Source organism: Streptomyces sp. APSN-46.1 (assembly GCF_022815725.1).
In the GTDB taxonomy this organism is placed as follows: Bacteria; Actinomycetota; Actinomycetes; order Streptomycetales; family Streptomycetaceae; genus Streptomyces.
Genome location: NZ_JALGRF010000007.1, coordinates 257,275 through 270,543, shown reverse-complemented (window position 1 = coordinate 270,543; position 13,269 = coordinate 257,275). Strand labels below are relative to the sequence as shown.

The following is a 13,269-nucleotide window of genomic DNA, read 5'->3' as shown; positions in this document are numbered from 1 at the left end:
GAATGAGCAAGGAATGAGCGACGTGGCCGAGCTGGCGCTGAAGCCCGCACTGGAGGCCGTCCTCATGGTCGTGGACGAGCCCGCGACCGAGGACCACCTGGCCAAGGTGCTGGAGCGGACCCCGCGCGAGGTCGCGGACGCGCTGCGGGAGCTCGCCGACGAGTACGCCGTCCAGGGCCGCGGATTCGAGCTGCGGCTCGTCGCCGGGGGATGGCGGTTCTACAGCCGCGCCGCGTACGCCCCGGCCGTCGAGGCCTTCGTACTGGACGGGCAGCAGGCCCGGCTCACCCAGGCCGCGCTGGAGACCCTCGCGGTCGTCGCGTACCGCCAGCCGGTCAGCCGATCGAGGGTCTCGGCGGTCCGCGGAGTCAACTGCGACGGGGTCATGCGGACCCTCCTCCAGCGCGGTCTGGTGGCCGAGGCGGGCACGGAACCCGAAACAGGTGCGATCCTGTACAGGACGACGAACTACTTTCTGGAGCGGATGGGCCTGCGCGGCCTGGACGAGCTCCCGGAGCTCGCGCCCTTCCTCCCCGAGGCGGACGCGATCGAAGCCGAGACGCAAGAGGGTGTTCCGTCGTTCGATCCGGACGCACCGGATACCGATGAAGACGACAAGACGACGGAACTTTGATGCGAAGCAGCAACGGCAACGGTGGCGGCAACAGGAACAGCAGCGGCGGTGGCGGCGGACGTGGTAACTCCCGCGGCGGCAGCTCCAGCGGCGGCGGTGGCTACCGCGGTGGCGGCTCCGGCGGTGGCCGCAGTGGCTCCGGCGGCGGCAGCTCCAGCGGTGGCTACCGCTCCGGTGGCAGTGGCTCCGGCGGTGGCGCCCGTGGTGGCAGCTCCGGCGGTGGCTACCGCAGTGGCGGCAGCTCCAGCGGTGGCGGCTACCAGGGTGGTGGCTCCGACTCGCGTGACCGCGAGCAGGCACCCCGCATCCGCAACCCCCGTCCCGAGGAGCGCCGCTACGACGTGGGCCCCGAGGGCGAGCGCAACGGCCGCGGTGGCGCCAAGGCGGGCGGCGGCGGTGCCCGCGGCGCGGCCGACGGCAACCGGGGCGGCTCCGGCGGCTCGGGCGGTGCCCGCGGCGCGGCCGCGCGCGGTGGCGCCAAGGGCGGACCCAAGACCTCCAAGACCCCCGGCATCGGCGGGGCCGGCGGCCCGCGCCGCGGTCCCGGCAGCCGCAGCGGCCAGTCCCGCCCGCGTGAGCTGGACGCGCGGATCGAGGAGCGCGTGCGCGACCGGTACGCCGACAAGCCCGTGATCAAGACCCCCAAGACCTTCCCGGGCGCCGAGGAGGAGGGTGAGCGCCTGCAGAAGGTGCTCGCCCGCGCCGGCATGGGTTCGCGCCGCGCCTGCGAGGAGCTCATCGAGCAGGCCCGCGTCGAGGTCAACGGCGAGATCGTGCTGGAGCAGGGCAAGCGCGTCCAGCCGAAGGACGAGATCAAGGTGGACGGCCTGACCGTCGCCACCCAGTCGTACCTGTTCTTCGCGCTGAACAAGCCGGCCGGCGTCGTCTCCACCATGGAGGACCCGGACGGCCGCCAGTGCCTGGGCGACTACGTCACCAACCGTGAGACGCGTCTCTTCCACGTCGGCCGGCTCGACACCGAGACCGAGGGCATCATCCTGCTCACCAACCACGGTGAGCTGGCCCACCGCCTCACGCACCCGAAGTACGGCGTGAAGAAGACGTACGTCGCCGCGATCACCGGCCCGCTGCCGCGTGACATCGGCAAGCGGCTCAAGGACGGCATCGAGCTGGAGGACGGCTACGCCCGCGCCGACCATTTCCGCGTCGTCGACCAGATCGGCAAGAACTACCTGGTCGAGGTCACCCTCCACGAGGGCCGCAAGCACATCGTCCGCCGCATGATGGCGGAGGCCGGCTTCCCGGTCGAGAAGCTCGTCCGGACCTCCTTCGGTCCGATCGAGCTCGGCGACCAGAAGTCCGGCTGGCTGCGCCGCCTGACCAACACCGAGGTCGGCATGCTCATGCGCGAGGTCGGTCTGTAGTCACTGCCTGCCGGGAGTCACTTCCTTCCCGGAGCCAATGCCTTCCCGAGAACCCGCGGCGCCTTTTCGGCGCCGCGGGTTTTTTGGCTTGTCCGGGACCCCGCCTCCTGTTTATAGTCAACCCGACTATTAAAGGGAGTGGGGGGACCGGTATGAGCTGGACCGAGGTACTCGGCTTCGCCACCGGTGCCCTGTGCGTCTGGCTGGTCGCCCGGCAGCACGTCGCCAACTGGCCGATCGGCATCGCCAACAACATCTTCTTCATCGCGCTCTTCGCCCAGGCCGGCCTGTACGCCGACGCCGGGCTCCAGATCGTCTTCATCGCCCTCGCCGCGTACGGCTGGTGGTCCTGGACCCACGGGGGTGGACCAGGAACCGCCGAGGCCTTGCCGGTGCGCCGCACCACGCGCACCGAATGGGCCGCGCTGGCCGCGGCGGGGGCGGTGGGGGTGCTCGGGCTGACGCTGCTGCTGAGCCGGGCCACCGATTCCACCGTCCCGTTCTGGGACGCGCTGACCACCGGGCTCTCGCTCATGGCCACCTACGGGCAGTGCCGCAAGCTCGTCGAGTCCTGGTGGCTGTGGATCGCCGCCGACCTCGTGTACATCCCCCTCTACGCGTACAAGGGGCTCTACCTCACCTCCGTCCTGTACGCCGGCTTCCTCGCGCTGTGCGTGGTCGGGCTGCTCGGCTGGCGGCGCGCGCTGCCCGCGCCCGGCGCCGCCCGTACGGCCGAGGCCGCCGAGGCCGCGGAGGCCAGCGCATGAGGCGCTACGGGCACGGGCTGGTGCTGGGCAAGTTCTACCCGCCGCACGCCGGGCACCACCACCTCGTACGCACGGCCCAGGACCAGTGCGAGCGGCTGACCGTCCTGGTGTGCGCGGCCTCGGTGGAGTCGGTGCCGCTCGCGGACCGGGTCGCGTGGATGCGGGAGGCGCATCCCGGGGCCGAGGTGGTCGGCGCGGTGGACGACATCCCCGTTGACCTGCACGACCCGGCGATCTGGGAGGCGCACATGGCGATCTTCCGGGGCGCGGTCGGCGGGCGCGTGGACGCCGTGTTCACCTCGGAGGAGTACGGGAGCGAACTCGCCCGCCGGTTCGGGGCCGAGGAGGTCCTCGTGGACCGGAAGCGGACCCTGTTCCCCGTCTCCGGTACGGCGGTACGGAAGGACCCCGTCGGCTCCTGGGAGTTCCTCGGGCCCGGCGTACGGGCCGCCCTGACCCGGCGGATCGTCGTACTCGGCGCCGAGTCGACGGGCACCACCACGCTGTCGCGGGCGCTGGCCGAGCACTACCGGCGGCGCGGCGGCGTCTGGGCGAAGACGGGCTGGGTCGCCGAGTACGGGCGCCGGTACAGCGAGGAGAAGCTGGCGGCGGCCCGCGCGGCGGACCCGGCGGCCTCCTGGGCGGACGTGTCCTTCGCGTCGGAGGAGTTCCCGGTCATCGCGCGCCGGCAGGACGCGGAGGAGGAGCGGGCGGCCCGGCTGGGCTCGCCGGTGCTGTTCTGCGACACCGACTCCTTCGCGACCGGGATCTGGCACGAGCGGTACCTGGGCGCCCGGAACCCGGAGGTCGAGAGGATCGCCGGGCTGACCCGGCGGGACCTCTACCTCCTGACGGACCACGCGGACGTGCCGTTCGAGGACGACGGGCTGCGGGACGGGCCCCAGCTGCGGCCCTGGATGACCGGGAGGTTCCGGGAGGAACTCGAACGCACCGGGAGACGTTTCCTGGTCGTGGGCGGGGACCGGAAGGCCCGGCTGGAGCAGGCGGTGGCGGCGGTCGAGGCGCTGCTCGCCGAGGGCTGGCACTTCGCGGACCCCCTGCCCGAGAACGACGTACGGCCGGAGGACCGGTGAGCGGGGCGCGGGAGGTCGGCTATGACCCCTACGCCTTCGAGCCGTTCGCGGTGACCGTGGACCTCGCGGTGTTCACCGTGCGCGCCGGGGCCCTGCACGTGCTGCTGATCCGGCGCGGGCAGGAGCCGTACGCGGGAGCCTGGGCGCTCCCCGGCGGGTTCGTGCTGCCCCGGGAGTCCGCCGAGACCGCCGCCCGGCGCGAACTGGCCGAGGAGACCGGGCTGTCGGAAGCGGTGGTCGCCGCCCTGCACCTGGAGCAGCTGCGCACCTACAGCGAACCGGACCGCGATCCGCGGATGCGGGTGGTCTCGGTGGCGTTCACCGCGCTGGTCCCGGACCTGCCGGAGCCGGCGGCGGAGGGCGGCGGCGACGCGGACCGGGCCCGCTGGGTGCCGGTGGGGGAGGCCGCGGCGCCCGGCGCCGCCCTGGCCTTCGACCACGCGGTGATCCTGGCGGACGCGCGGGAGCGGGTGGGCGCGAAGCTGGAGTACACCTGCCTGGCGACCGCGTTCTGCCCGCCCGAATTCACCCTGGGGGAACTCCAGTCCGTCTACGAGACCGTCTGGGACACCGTCCTCGACCGCCCCAACTTCCGCCGCAAGGTCCTGGCCACGCCGGGTTTCGTCGAGCCCGTACCGGGAGCCGCCCGGCTGACCGGCGGGCGCGGCAAACCGGCCGCGCTGTACCGGCCGGGACCGGCCACGACATTGCACCCGCCCCTGCTCCGCCCCTCGGAAGGACCGACAGCATGACGACGACAGCCAATCCGACTGCGATGACGAAGACGAAGCGGGCCGCGACGGGCGCGCTGATCGGCCTGGCCCTGGGCGACGCCCTCGGCTTCCCGACGGAGTTCAACGACGTGCCGTCGATCCTGGCCAAGACCGGGCCCTGGCGGGAGATGAACCTGCCCCGCCCGGCGATGGTCACGGACGACACCCAGATGACGCTCGCCCTGGCGCGCGGCATGCGGACGGCGGCGGACCGCGGCCCGGTGGGCCCGCTCACCCTCGCGGGCCCGGTCCGGGAGGAGTTCGTCGACTGGTACCACTCCCCGGAGAACAACCGGGCCCCCGGCAACACCTGCCTGCGGGCCTGCGGGCTGCTGGACCAGCCGGAGCGGGACTGGCGGGACGCCAGCCAGGTCGGCTCCAAGGGCTGCGGCGCGAACATGCGGGTGGCCCCGGTGGGCCTGGTCCCCGGGTGGACGGAGGAGGAGCGGGCCGGCGCGGCCCAGCTCCAGTCGGCCCTCACCCACGGCCACCCGACGGCGCTCGCCGCCTCCGATCTGACGGCCCGGGCGGTGTACCTGCTGGCCCAGGGCACGGAGGTGACGGGCCTGGTCGGACGGCTGCGCTCGTACGCCCTGGAGAACCGCACCCGCTACCACGAGCGGTGGCTCGGCGACCTCTGGATGCGCACGGCCGCGGACGCCACCTCGGAGTCCTTCATCGCGCGGGGCTGGGACGAGTGCCTGGCCGTTCTGGACCGCCTCGCGGCGGCCCTGCGCACCCCGTCCCCGGAGACGGACCCCTGCCTGACCACCGGCGACGGCTGGATCGCGGAGGAGGCCTTCGCCACGGCCCTGCAGTGCTTCCTCCTCTTTCCGGAGGACCCCCTCCTCGCCCTGCGCCGGGCCGCCTGCACGCGGGGCGACTCGGACTCCCTCGCCTGCCTGGCCGGTGCCTTCGCGGGCGCCCACCTCGGCGCGGACGTCTGGCCCCGCGACTGGGAGGGCCGCATCGAGTACCGCGACGAACTCCTCACCTTCGGCAGGCTCTGGGACGCGTGAGCGGACGCCTGAGCGGACGCGTGAGCCGCACCCCGGACGCGCGCTAGCCGGCCGACGCGCGGCGGGCGCGGTGGAGGAAGTCCGACACGCGGGCGTGGTCCGGGGACTCCGGGAGGGGGGTGGTGGTGAGGGCGGCGTCGGACTCCTTCGTGAGGCGGGCCATCCAGGCGTCCACCTCGTCCCAGGCGAGTTCCCCGCGCCGGACCGCGAGAAGGCGGTCGCGGTGCGGGCCCGCGTCGATGGTCAGGCGGCCCGTGCGCAGCAGGTCGCGGCAGGACAGGAGCAGCCGCAGCAGGTGCATGGCGTGCTTCCAGCGCGGGGCGCCGTGGATACGGACGTCCGCGACGAGTTTGCCGTGCTGCGAGGCCGCGTACCGGCTGAAGCTGGTGTGGGCCCGGCGGGAGAGGAACGCCGCGCGGAGGGAGAGGAGTTCCTCGCCCACCGGGGTCACCCGCTCCACGAGGGGGGAGTGCAGGCACTCCAGGATGTTCGGGTTGGCGCGCAGGGCGAGTTCGCAGAAGCGTTCCAGCTCCCAGGAGAACTCCTCGTCCCGCGGCCCCTCCACATGGGTGGGCGGCTTGTCGAACCGCCAGAACAGTGGAGTCGGGGCGAGGTAGACACCGCGCCGGTCGGTGTCGCTCGCCTCCGTCGCCAGGCCGAACGCCCGCGAGCCCATCACGCACGCGTAGACCGTGTGGTCGCGTACCAGTTCCAGGGATTCGGGCGTCAGCTCGTTCATCAGCGGAGCGTAGGCGGACCGCGGCCCGCCATGCGAGGGGATTACGCGAGCTCGATCTCCCCGCCCGGGGTCACCTTGATCTTCTTCTCCGCCAGGGGGCGGGTCGCCGGGCCCTTGGCCACCGCGCCGTCCGTGGCCTGGAACGTGCTGCCGTGGCAGGGGCAGTCGATGGTGCCGTTCTCTACCTTGTTCACCAGGCAGCCCTGGTGCGTGCACACCGCCGTGAAGCAGCGGTACGAGCCGGCCGTCGGCTGGGTGACCACCAGCTTCTGCTCCTTGAGGACGGTGCCCCCGCCGACCGGGACGTCCGCGGCCTTCAGCAGCGCCTGCCCGGCGGTCGGGGCGGAGGCCTGCGGGCTCCCGGGCGGCTGCGCGGCCGGTGCGCTCGACGTGTCGGCGGGCGCCGTCCCGGCCGTGTCCTCGCCGCCGCACGCGGTGAGGGCGCCACCCGCCAACGCGGCCGCTCCCGCCGCCAGTACCGAACGCCGGGCCGTGCGGTGGGGGTCGCTCATACGGCTTGTCTCAGTCATCGAGGCTCCTCGCTCGTCGCCGGGATGGCGGGGCGCATCCCGGGCAAGTGGCGGGCTCCATCAGAAGCCCGCCACACCGTTTCATGCTCCCGGCCGCCACGGGGACAGATGCGCCGCGGCGCCGCCGGGAGTTCGTACCACCTCCCACACGCGCACCACCGCCTCCCGGTTCAACGGACCGTGGACGTGCGGGTAGCGGCCGCCCGATTCACCCTCCCGGCGGACCTCCGCGGTCAGGGCCGCCTCGTCGAGCTCCACGGCCAGCAGGGTTCCCGGCGTGCCGCGGTAGTGGGCCTCGGCGATCGCGAGCACGGTCGCGGGGTCCGCCGAACAGTGCGCGAAACCCTCGGTGTCGAGCGAGGGCGGGGCGTACGGGAGGTCGGGCTCGGCGGTCCAGTCGGAGAGCGGGACGATGTGGAAGATCATGCCGAGTGTTCTACCCCGAGACCGCTCAGCTCGTCGCGCGGCCCGCGCCACGGGGCGGCCGCCGGGCCCTCGGGGCGTCCGGGCTGGCTACCCTGAGTCGGGCGGGGCCGTCCCACCGCCCGGCTGACCGCAACCCGCAACCCGCAACTCGTAACCCGCAACCCTGGAGCGCCCCGTGAGAACCGCCGTCGTCATCGGAACCGGACTGATCGGCACCTCCGCGGCGCTCGCCCTGACCGCCCGCGGGATCACCGTCCACCTCGCCGACCACGACCCCGCCCAGGCCCGGACCGCCGCCGCCCTCGGCGCGGGTACGGACGAGCCGCTGGACTCCGTACAGGGCAAGGTGGACCTCGCGATCGTCGCCGTACCGCCGGCGCACGTGGCGGCGGCGCTGGCCGACGCGATCGGGCGGGACCTGGCGCGGGCGTACGTGGACGTGGCGAGCGTCAAGGGCGGCCCGCGGCGGGAGCTCGCGGCGCTGGGCGTGGACGTGGCGGCGTACATCGGGACGCACCCGATGGCCGGCAAGGAGCGCTCGGGGCCGCTGGCGGCGACGGCGGACCTGTTCGAGGGCCGGCCGTGGGTGCTGACGCCGACCCGGGACACCGACCACGAGGTGCTGAACCTGGCCCTGGAGCTGGTGGCACTCTGCAAGGCCGTGCCGGTGGTGATGGACGCGGACGCGCATGACCGGGCGGTGGCGCTGGTGTCGCACACCCCGCAGCTGGTGTCGAGCATGGTCGCGGCGCGGCTGGAGGACGCCGACGAGACGGCGGTCCGGCTGTGCGGGCAGGGGATCCGGGACGTGACGCGGATCGCGGCCTCCGATCCGCGGATGTGGGTGGAGATCCTGTCGGCGAACCCGGGTCCGGTGGCGGACGTCCTGGCCGGGATCGCGGCCGATCTGGCGGAGACGGTGGAGGCGCTGCGCGGGCTCCAGTCCTCGGACGAGGAGAAGCGGCGGGGCGGGGCGGCCGGCATCGAGGACGTGCTCAAGCGGGGGAACGCGGGCCGGGTGCGGGTGCCGGGCAAGCACGGCGCGGCGCCGATCACGTACGAGACGGTGGGCGTGTTCATCAGCGACCGGCCGGGGGAGCTGGCCCGGATCTTCGCCGACGCGGGACGGGCCGGGGTGAACATCGAGGACGTGCGGATCGAGCACGCGACGGGGCAGCAGGCGGGCCTCGTGCAGCTGATGGTCGAGCCGAGGGCGGTGCCGGTCCTGGAGGCCGAGCTGCGGGACCGGGGCTGGTCCCTGCGCCAGCAGTAGCACGCCCGGCCCGGGCCGAATCGGGCGGCGGGTCGGGGAGTGGCGCGGGGCCGGTAACCTTGGGGAGGGGCGCTTTGGCGCGCCCGGACACGTACGCGCAACCAGGAAGGTGCCCGCACCGTGGAAACCGCAGCTCCGTCCGCCGTGATCGTCGCCATCGACGGTCCCTCCGGCACGGGCAAGTCCAGCACCTCCAAGGCCGTGGCCGCCAAGCTCGGGCTGCGCTACCTGGACACCGGTGCCCAGTACCGGGCCATCACCTGGTGGATGATCACCAACGGCGTCGACACCGACGACCCGCACGCCATCGCGGTCGCGGCGGGCAAGCCCGCCATCGTCTCCGGGACCGACCCCTGCGCGCCCACCATCACCGTGGACGGGCTGGACGCCGCCGGGCCGATCCGGACCCAGGAGGTCACCTCCAAGGTCAGCGCCGTCAGCGCCGTCCCCGAGGTGCGCAGCCGGATCACCGAACTGCAGCGCTCCATCGCCGCCGAGGCCGAGGACGGGATCGTCGTCGAGGGGCGGGACATCGGTACCACCGTCCTGCCCGACGCGGACCTCAAGATCTTCCTGACGGCGTCCCCCGAGGCCCGCGCCGCCCGCCGCAACGGCGAGCTCAAGGGCAAGGAGGCCGCCGACCTGGCCGCCACCAAGGAAGCCCTGATCAAGCGGGACGCGGCCGACTCCGGGCGCAAGGCCTCCCCGCTGGCCAAGGCCGACGACGCCGTCGAGGTGGACACCACCGACCTCACGCTCGACCAGGTGATCGAGTGCGTCGTCACGCTCGTCGAAGAGCGCCGCACCGGGAAGCGGGCGGGCGGCAAGTGAGCGAAACGCCCTCCCTCAAGGGTGCGGCGGTCGGCCGGCGGATCGGGATCGGCCTCATGTACGGGCTGTGGAAGCCACGCGTGCTGGGGGCCTGGAAGGTGCCGGCCGCCGGACCTGTCATCCTGGCTGTGAACCACGCGCACAACATCGACGGCCCCATGCTCATGGGTACGGCCCCCCGGCCGCTGCACTTCCTGATCAAGAAGGAAGCCTTCATAGGCCCCCTCGGTCCCTTCCTGGAGGGGATCGGGCAGGTGAAGGTGGATCGTTCCGGCGCCGACCGGACCGCGATCACGCGGGCGCTGGGCGTACTGGAGCAGGGCGGGGCCCTGGGGATCTTCCCCGAGGGCACCCGGGGCGAGGGCGACTTCGCCTCGCTCCGCGCCGGGCTCGCGTACTTCGCGGTCCGCGGCGGCGCGCCCATAGTGCCGGTGGCGGTCCTGGGCAGCACCGACCGGCGCGGGCGGCTGGTCAAGGGCCTGCCGCCGCTGCGGAGCCGGGTCGACGTCGTCTTCGGCGACGCCTTCGACGCGGGGGACGGCAGTGGCCGCCGTACCCGTACCGCGCTGGACGAGGCCACCGTACGCATCCAGGACCGGCTGACCGCCCACCTGGCCGAAGCCAAGCGCCTCACCGGGCGCTGAGCGAGACTTGACCTAGTAGTGGAACCGCGCTGCGCGGGTGCCACCGATCACCACGAACGACGAGGAACGGACTTCATGAACGACCAGCACGACCACGGAGCACTTGGCGACGCCGAGTACGCGGAGTTCATGGAGCTCGCCGCGGAGGAAGGCTTCGACCTCGACGACGTCGAAGGCGCGATCTCGGAGGCCGGCCACGGGCCGCTGCCCGTCCTCGCCGTCGTCGGCCGCCCGAACGTCGGCAAGTCGACCCTGGTGAACCGGATCATCGGCCGCCGCGAGGCCGTCGTCGAGGACAAGCCGGGCGTCACCCGCGACCGCGTCACGTACGAGGCCGAGTGGGCCGGCCGCCGCTTCAAGGTCGTGGACACGGGCGGCTGGGAGCAGGACGTCCTCGGCATCGACGCCTCCGTCGCCGCCCAGGCCGAGTACGCCATCGAGGCCGCCGACGCGGTCGTCTTCGTCGTCGACGCCAAGGTCGGCGCCACCGACACCGACGAGGCCGTCGTGCGCCTGCTGCGCAGGGCCGGCAAGCCCGTCGTGCTGTGCGCCAACAAGGTCGACGGCCAGAGCGGCGAGGCCGACGCGGCCACCCTGTGGTCGCTGGGCCTCGGCCTGCCGCACCCGGTCTCCTCGCTGCACGGCCGCGGTACGGGCGACATGCTCGACGCCGTCCTCGAAGCGCTCCCGGAGGCCCCCGAGCAGACCTTCGGCGATGCCCCGCTCGGCGGCCCCCGCCGGATCGCCCTGATCGGCCGCCCGAACGTCGGCAAGTCCTCGCTGCTGAACAAGGTCGCGAAGGAGGACCGTGTCGTCGTCAACGAGCTGGCCGGTACCACCCGCGACCCGGTCGACGAGCTGATCCAGCTCGGCGGCGTCACCTGGAAGTTCGTCGACACCGCCGGCATCCGCAAGAAGGTCCACCTCCAGCAGGGCGCCGACTACTACGCCTCGCTGCGCACCGCCGCCGCCGTCGAGAAGGCGGAGGTCGCGGTCATCCTGATCGACTCGACCGAGAACATCAGCGTCCAGGACCAGCGCATCATCACCATGGCGGTCGAGTCGGGCCGTGCGATCGTGATCGCGTACAACAAGTGGGACGAGCTCGACGAGGAGCGCCGCTACTACCTCGAGCGCGAGATCGAGACCGAGATGCAGCAGGTCTCGTGGGCGCCCCGGGTGAACGTCTCGGCGCTCACCGGCCGCCACATGGAGAAGCTGGTCCCGGCGATCGAGACCGCCCTCGCGGGCTGGGAGACGCGCGTCCCCACCGGTCGGCTGAACGCCTTCCTCGGTGAGGTCGTCGCCGCCCACCCGCACCCGATCCGCGGTGGCAAGCAGCCCCGCATCCTGTTCGGTACCCAGGCGGGAAGCAAGCCGCCGCGGTTCGTCCTCTTCGCCTCCGGCTTCCTGGAGCACGGCTACCGGCGCTTCATCGAGCGCCGCCTGCGCGAGGAGTTCGGCTTCGACGGGACCCCGATCCACATCTCGGTGCGGGTCCGTGAGAAGCGCGGCGCCCAGCACAAGAAGAAGAAGTAGGGGCCAAGAAGAAGTGGCACGGCCCGGGGTCAGTAGCCCCGGCGCGGAGCGGGCGGCAGGGCCGCCGGGATGTGATACGTCCCGGTCTGGTACTGCCGCCCGTTGCCGTATGCGGCCGCCGACGTACTGATCACGGAGCCCGAGGCCGCGTACTGCGGGGTGCTCTGGCCCGCGTACGAGTACGCCGGCTGCCAGGAGTCCGTCTGCTGCACGGGCCATGCGGAACCGTTCCAGCCGCCGCTCGCGCCGCTGCCGCTTCCGCCACCGTGTGAGAAGGCCGTGAAGCCGAGGTTCTCCTCGCCGCTGCGGTCGCCCGGCAGTGCCCGGAAGGCGCGCAGGTACTCCGAGTACAGGGTGTCGAAGATCGGGGTGTGCGAGGCGGCCGGAGCGCTCTCCCGGTCCCGTGCGGGGCGCAGCGGGGAGATGGTGCTCGGGTAGTACGGGGCGCGGGGTGGGTCGTATGGATGCACGTATCAGCCAACGAAACCGGCGCCCTGCGGATGCGGGCGCCGGGGGAGAAAACGCAGATCGCCGGGGGTCGCGCGGGACGGACCGCGCAACCCCCGGCGCGCACACCGCCCGGCCCCCTGGGCGGGGGCCGGACGGCCGTTCGGGGTGGAGCAGGAGGGGAGGGGAGGGAGCGGGAGGGAGAGGGAGGGCCGGGAGCGGGATCAGGCGCCCGGCGTACCGGCCAGGGGCATCGAGGCGGCCACCAGCTTGCCGTCGGCGGCGGCCTTGTCGAGCGCGTCGCGCAGCAGGTCCTCGCGGGGCTGCTGGCCGATGGAGCCGACGGGGGCGGCGTAGATCAGCACGCGCTGGGTCTTGTTGACGGCCGCCCGCCAGCCGTCGGTGACCGACAGGGCCTGGTGCGCCTGCCACCACGCGACCTGGCCTCCGCCCTCGGCGCCGGGCTGCAGTACGGCGTGCAGCTGGCCTGCGGCGAGCAGGACGGACCAGCCGCTCAGGGGCGAGGGGAGCTGGGCGGTGTCGGTGACCGGGATGAAGCCCTGCTCGATCAGGAGCGGCAGGAAGTCGTCGCCGGGGCCGGTGGTGCCGGGGCGGGCGATCGGCGCGGTCGGCTCGACCACGAGGGCGGGGTGCAGCTCGCCGCTGATCAGGACCAGGCCGCTGGTGATGCCGAGGACGGCCTGGCCGCCGGGCACGCTCTGCGGGGCATCGGGGTCGCCGCCGGCCGCGGCGGGGGCCGGGCTGTCACCGGTGATGCTCGCGACGGCGCCCTGCAGCTGCTCCTCGGAGACGGAGACGACCTGGGAGGGGATGCAGGTGGCGTGGGCGAACGCGAGGACGGCGGTCTCCTCGCCGACGAACAGCACCGTGCTGGTGGGGTCGTTCTCCGGGTCCCCGGGGGTACGGCAGGAGGTGCAGTCGTAACTGCCCGGCGCGTCGGGGCCGACGAGCAGCCTGTCGGCTTCTTCGTCACCGATCTCGGCACGTACCTCATCACTGACGTCGAGCATGCGCGGCACGGGGTGGCTCCTCGGACTAGGCGTGCGGGGGCCGGGGTTTCCCGGCTCGCCGGATTCAACGGGGGAGCGGTGGGTGGGGTCACGCCGTTTGAGGGAACGGAATCGAACCGGGCACCCGGAGGAGTGAA

15 protein-coding genes are annotated in these 13,269 nt (G+C 73.2%); 10 read left to right on the top strand and 5 right to left on the bottom strand.

Annotation, left to right across the window (positions count from 1 at the left end; translation table 11 throughout):
* Positions 1–13 precede the first annotated feature (13 nt).
* The 6 genes from scpB to MTF65_RS20850 all read left to right on the top strand — a co-directional run bounded on the left by scpB (position 14) and on the right by MTF65_RS20850 (position 5,672).
* Positions 14–634 (top strand): SMC-Scp complex subunit ScpB, encoded by a 621-nt coding sequence (gene scpB, locus MTF65_RS20875; protein ID WP_243630401.1) that lies wholly within the window; start codon positions 14–16, stop codon positions 632–634.
* Entirely contained in the window at positions 634–2,019 is a 1,386-nt protein-coding gene (locus MTF65_RS20870) for a pseudouridine synthase (protein WP_243630400.1), read from the top strand. Before scpB ends, MTF65_RS20870 begins: the two co-directional genes overlap by 1 nt.
* 152 nt (positions 2,020–2,171) lie before the next feature.
* Complete coding sequence (pnuC, locus tag MTF65_RS20865) at positions 2,172–2,786, top strand: nicotinamide riboside transporter PnuC (RefSeq protein ID WP_243630399.1); 615 nt, start codon at positions 2,172–2,174, stop codon at positions 2,784–2,786.
* Positions 2,783–3,880, top strand: coding sequence for an AAA family ATPase (locus tag MTF65_RS20860; RefSeq protein WP_243630398.1), 1,098 nt, complete (start codon positions 2,783–2,785; stop codon positions 3,878–3,880). The genes pnuC and MTF65_RS20860 overlap by 4 nt, the downstream gene beginning before the upstream one ends.
* On the top strand, positions 3,877–4,632 hold the full coding sequence (locus MTF65_RS20855) for an NUDIX domain-containing protein (RefSeq protein ID WP_243630397.1): 756 nt from the start codon (positions 3,877–3,879) through the stop codon (positions 4,630–4,632). The genes MTF65_RS20860 and MTF65_RS20855 overlap by 4 nt, the downstream gene beginning before the upstream one ends.
* Positions 4,629–5,672: an ADP-ribosylglycohydrolase family protein gene (locus MTF65_RS20850; protein WP_243630396.1), complete on the top strand. Its 1,044-nt coding sequence runs from the start codon at positions 4,629–4,631 to the stop codon at positions 5,670–5,672. The genes MTF65_RS20855 and MTF65_RS20850 overlap by 4 nt, the downstream gene beginning before the upstream one ends.
* Before the next feature lie 43 nt (positions 5,673–5,715).
* Here MTF65_RS20850 and MTF65_RS20845 read toward each other — a convergent pair whose 3' ends face one another.
* The 3 genes from MTF65_RS20845 to MTF65_RS20835 all read right to left on the bottom strand — a co-directional run bounded on the left by MTF65_RS20845 (position 5,716) and on the right by MTF65_RS20835 (position 7,367).
* The gene (locus tag MTF65_RS20845; protein WP_243630395.1) at positions 5,716–6,411 is read right to left on the bottom strand and encodes a DNA polymerase beta superfamily protein; all 696 of its coding nucleotides are present in this window, start codon (positions 6,409–6,411) and stop codon (positions 5,716–5,718) included.
* A gap of 41 nt (positions 6,412–6,452) precedes the next feature.
* On the bottom strand, positions 6,453–6,941 hold the full coding sequence (locus MTF65_RS20840) for a Rieske (2Fe-2S) protein (protein ID WP_243630394.1): 489 nt from the start codon (positions 6,939–6,941) through the stop codon (positions 6,453–6,455).
* 81 nt (positions 6,942–7,022) lie between these two features.
* Positions 7,023–7,367, bottom strand: a complete 345-nt coding sequence (locus MTF65_RS20835; RefSeq protein WP_243630393.1) for a DUF952 domain-containing protein — start codon at positions 7,365–7,367, stop codon at positions 7,023–7,025.
* A gap of 175 nt (positions 7,368–7,542) precedes the next feature.
* Between MTF65_RS20835 and MTF65_RS20830 the strand changes: the two genes are divergently transcribed.
* From MTF65_RS20830 to der, 4 genes are all read left to right on the top strand, one after another.
* A complete protein-coding gene (locus tag MTF65_RS20830; RefSeq protein WP_243630392.1) occupies positions 7,543–8,640 on the top strand; it encodes a prephenate dehydrogenase in 1,098 nt (365 codons plus the stop codon).
* 120 nt (positions 8,641–8,760) lie between these two features.
* On the top strand, positions 8,761–9,471 hold the full coding sequence (cmk, locus tag MTF65_RS20825; protein WP_243630391.1) for a (d)CMP kinase: 711 nt from the start codon (positions 8,761–8,763) through the stop codon (positions 9,469–9,471).
* Between the two features lie 56 nt (positions 9,472–9,527).
* Positions 9,528–10,115: a 1-acyl-sn-glycerol-3-phosphate acyltransferase gene (locus MTF65_RS20820; RefSeq protein WP_243630440.1), complete on the top strand. Its 588-nt coding sequence runs from the start codon at positions 9,528–9,530 to the stop codon at positions 10,113–10,115.
* Between the two features lie 75 nt (positions 10,116–10,190).
* Positions 10,191–11,654 carry a ribosome biogenesis GTPase Der gene (der, locus tag MTF65_RS20815; RefSeq protein ID WP_243630390.1) on the top strand — a complete coding sequence of 488 codons (1,464 nt, stop codon included), beginning with the start codon at positions 10,191–10,193 and terminating at the stop codon, positions 11,652–11,654.
* A 29-nt stretch (positions 11,655–11,683) separates the two neighbouring features.
* Here der and MTF65_RS20810 read toward each other — a convergent pair whose 3' ends face one another.
* Both MTF65_RS20810 and MTF65_RS20805 read right to left on the bottom strand, forming a co-directional pair.
* Positions 11,684–12,124 (bottom strand): hypothetical protein, encoded by a 441-nt coding sequence (locus MTF65_RS20810; RefSeq protein WP_243630389.1) that lies wholly within the window; start codon positions 12,122–12,124, stop codon positions 11,684–11,686.
* A gap of 201 nt (positions 12,125–12,325) precedes the next feature.
* Positions 12,326–13,141: a hypothetical protein gene (locus MTF65_RS20805; protein ID WP_243630388.1), complete on the bottom strand. Its 816-nt coding sequence runs from the start codon at positions 13,139–13,141 to the stop codon at positions 12,326–12,328.
* Between the last annotated feature and the right edge of the window lie 128 nt (positions 13,142–13,269).

Excerpts from the sequence above, each read along its gene's own strand:
- scpB (WP_243630401.1), top strand. The coding sequence starts at position 14 with ATGAGCGACGTGGCCGAGCTGGCGCTGAAGCCCGCACTGGAGGCCGTC.
- MTF65_RS20870 (WP_243630400.1), top strand. The coding sequence starts at position 634 with ATGCGAAGCAGCAACGGCAACGGTGGCGGCAACAGGAACAGCAGCGGC.
- pnuC (WP_243630399.1), top strand. The coding sequence starts at position 2,172 with ATGAGCTGGACCGAGGTACTCGGCTTCGCCACCGGTGCCCTGTGCGTC.
- MTF65_RS20860 (WP_243630398.1), top strand. The coding sequence starts at position 2,783 with ATGAGGCGCTACGGGCACGGGCTGGTGCTGGGCAAGTTCTACCCGCCG.
- MTF65_RS20850 (WP_243630396.1), top strand. The coding sequence starts at position 4,629 with ATGACGACGACAGCCAATCCGACTGCGATGACGAAGACGAAGCGGGCC.
- MTF65_RS20845 (WP_243630395.1), bottom strand. The coding sequence starts at position 6,411 with ATGAACGAGCTGACGCCCGAATCCCTGGAACTGGTACGCGACCACACG.
- MTF65_RS20840 (WP_243630394.1), bottom strand. The coding sequence starts at position 6,941 with ATGACTGAGACAAGCCGTATGAGCGACCCCCACCGCACGGCCCGGCGT.
- MTF65_RS20835 (WP_243630393.1), bottom strand. The coding sequence starts at position 7,367 with ATGATCTTCCACATCGTCCCGCTCTCCGACTGGACCGCCGAGCCCGAC.
- MTF65_RS20820 (WP_243630440.1), top strand. The coding sequence starts at position 9,528 with ATGTACGGGCTGTGGAAGCCACGCGTGCTGGGGGCCTGGAAGGTGCCG.
- der (WP_243630390.1), top strand. The coding sequence starts at position 10,191 with ATGAACGACCAGCACGACCACGGAGCACTTGGCGACGCCGAGTACGCG.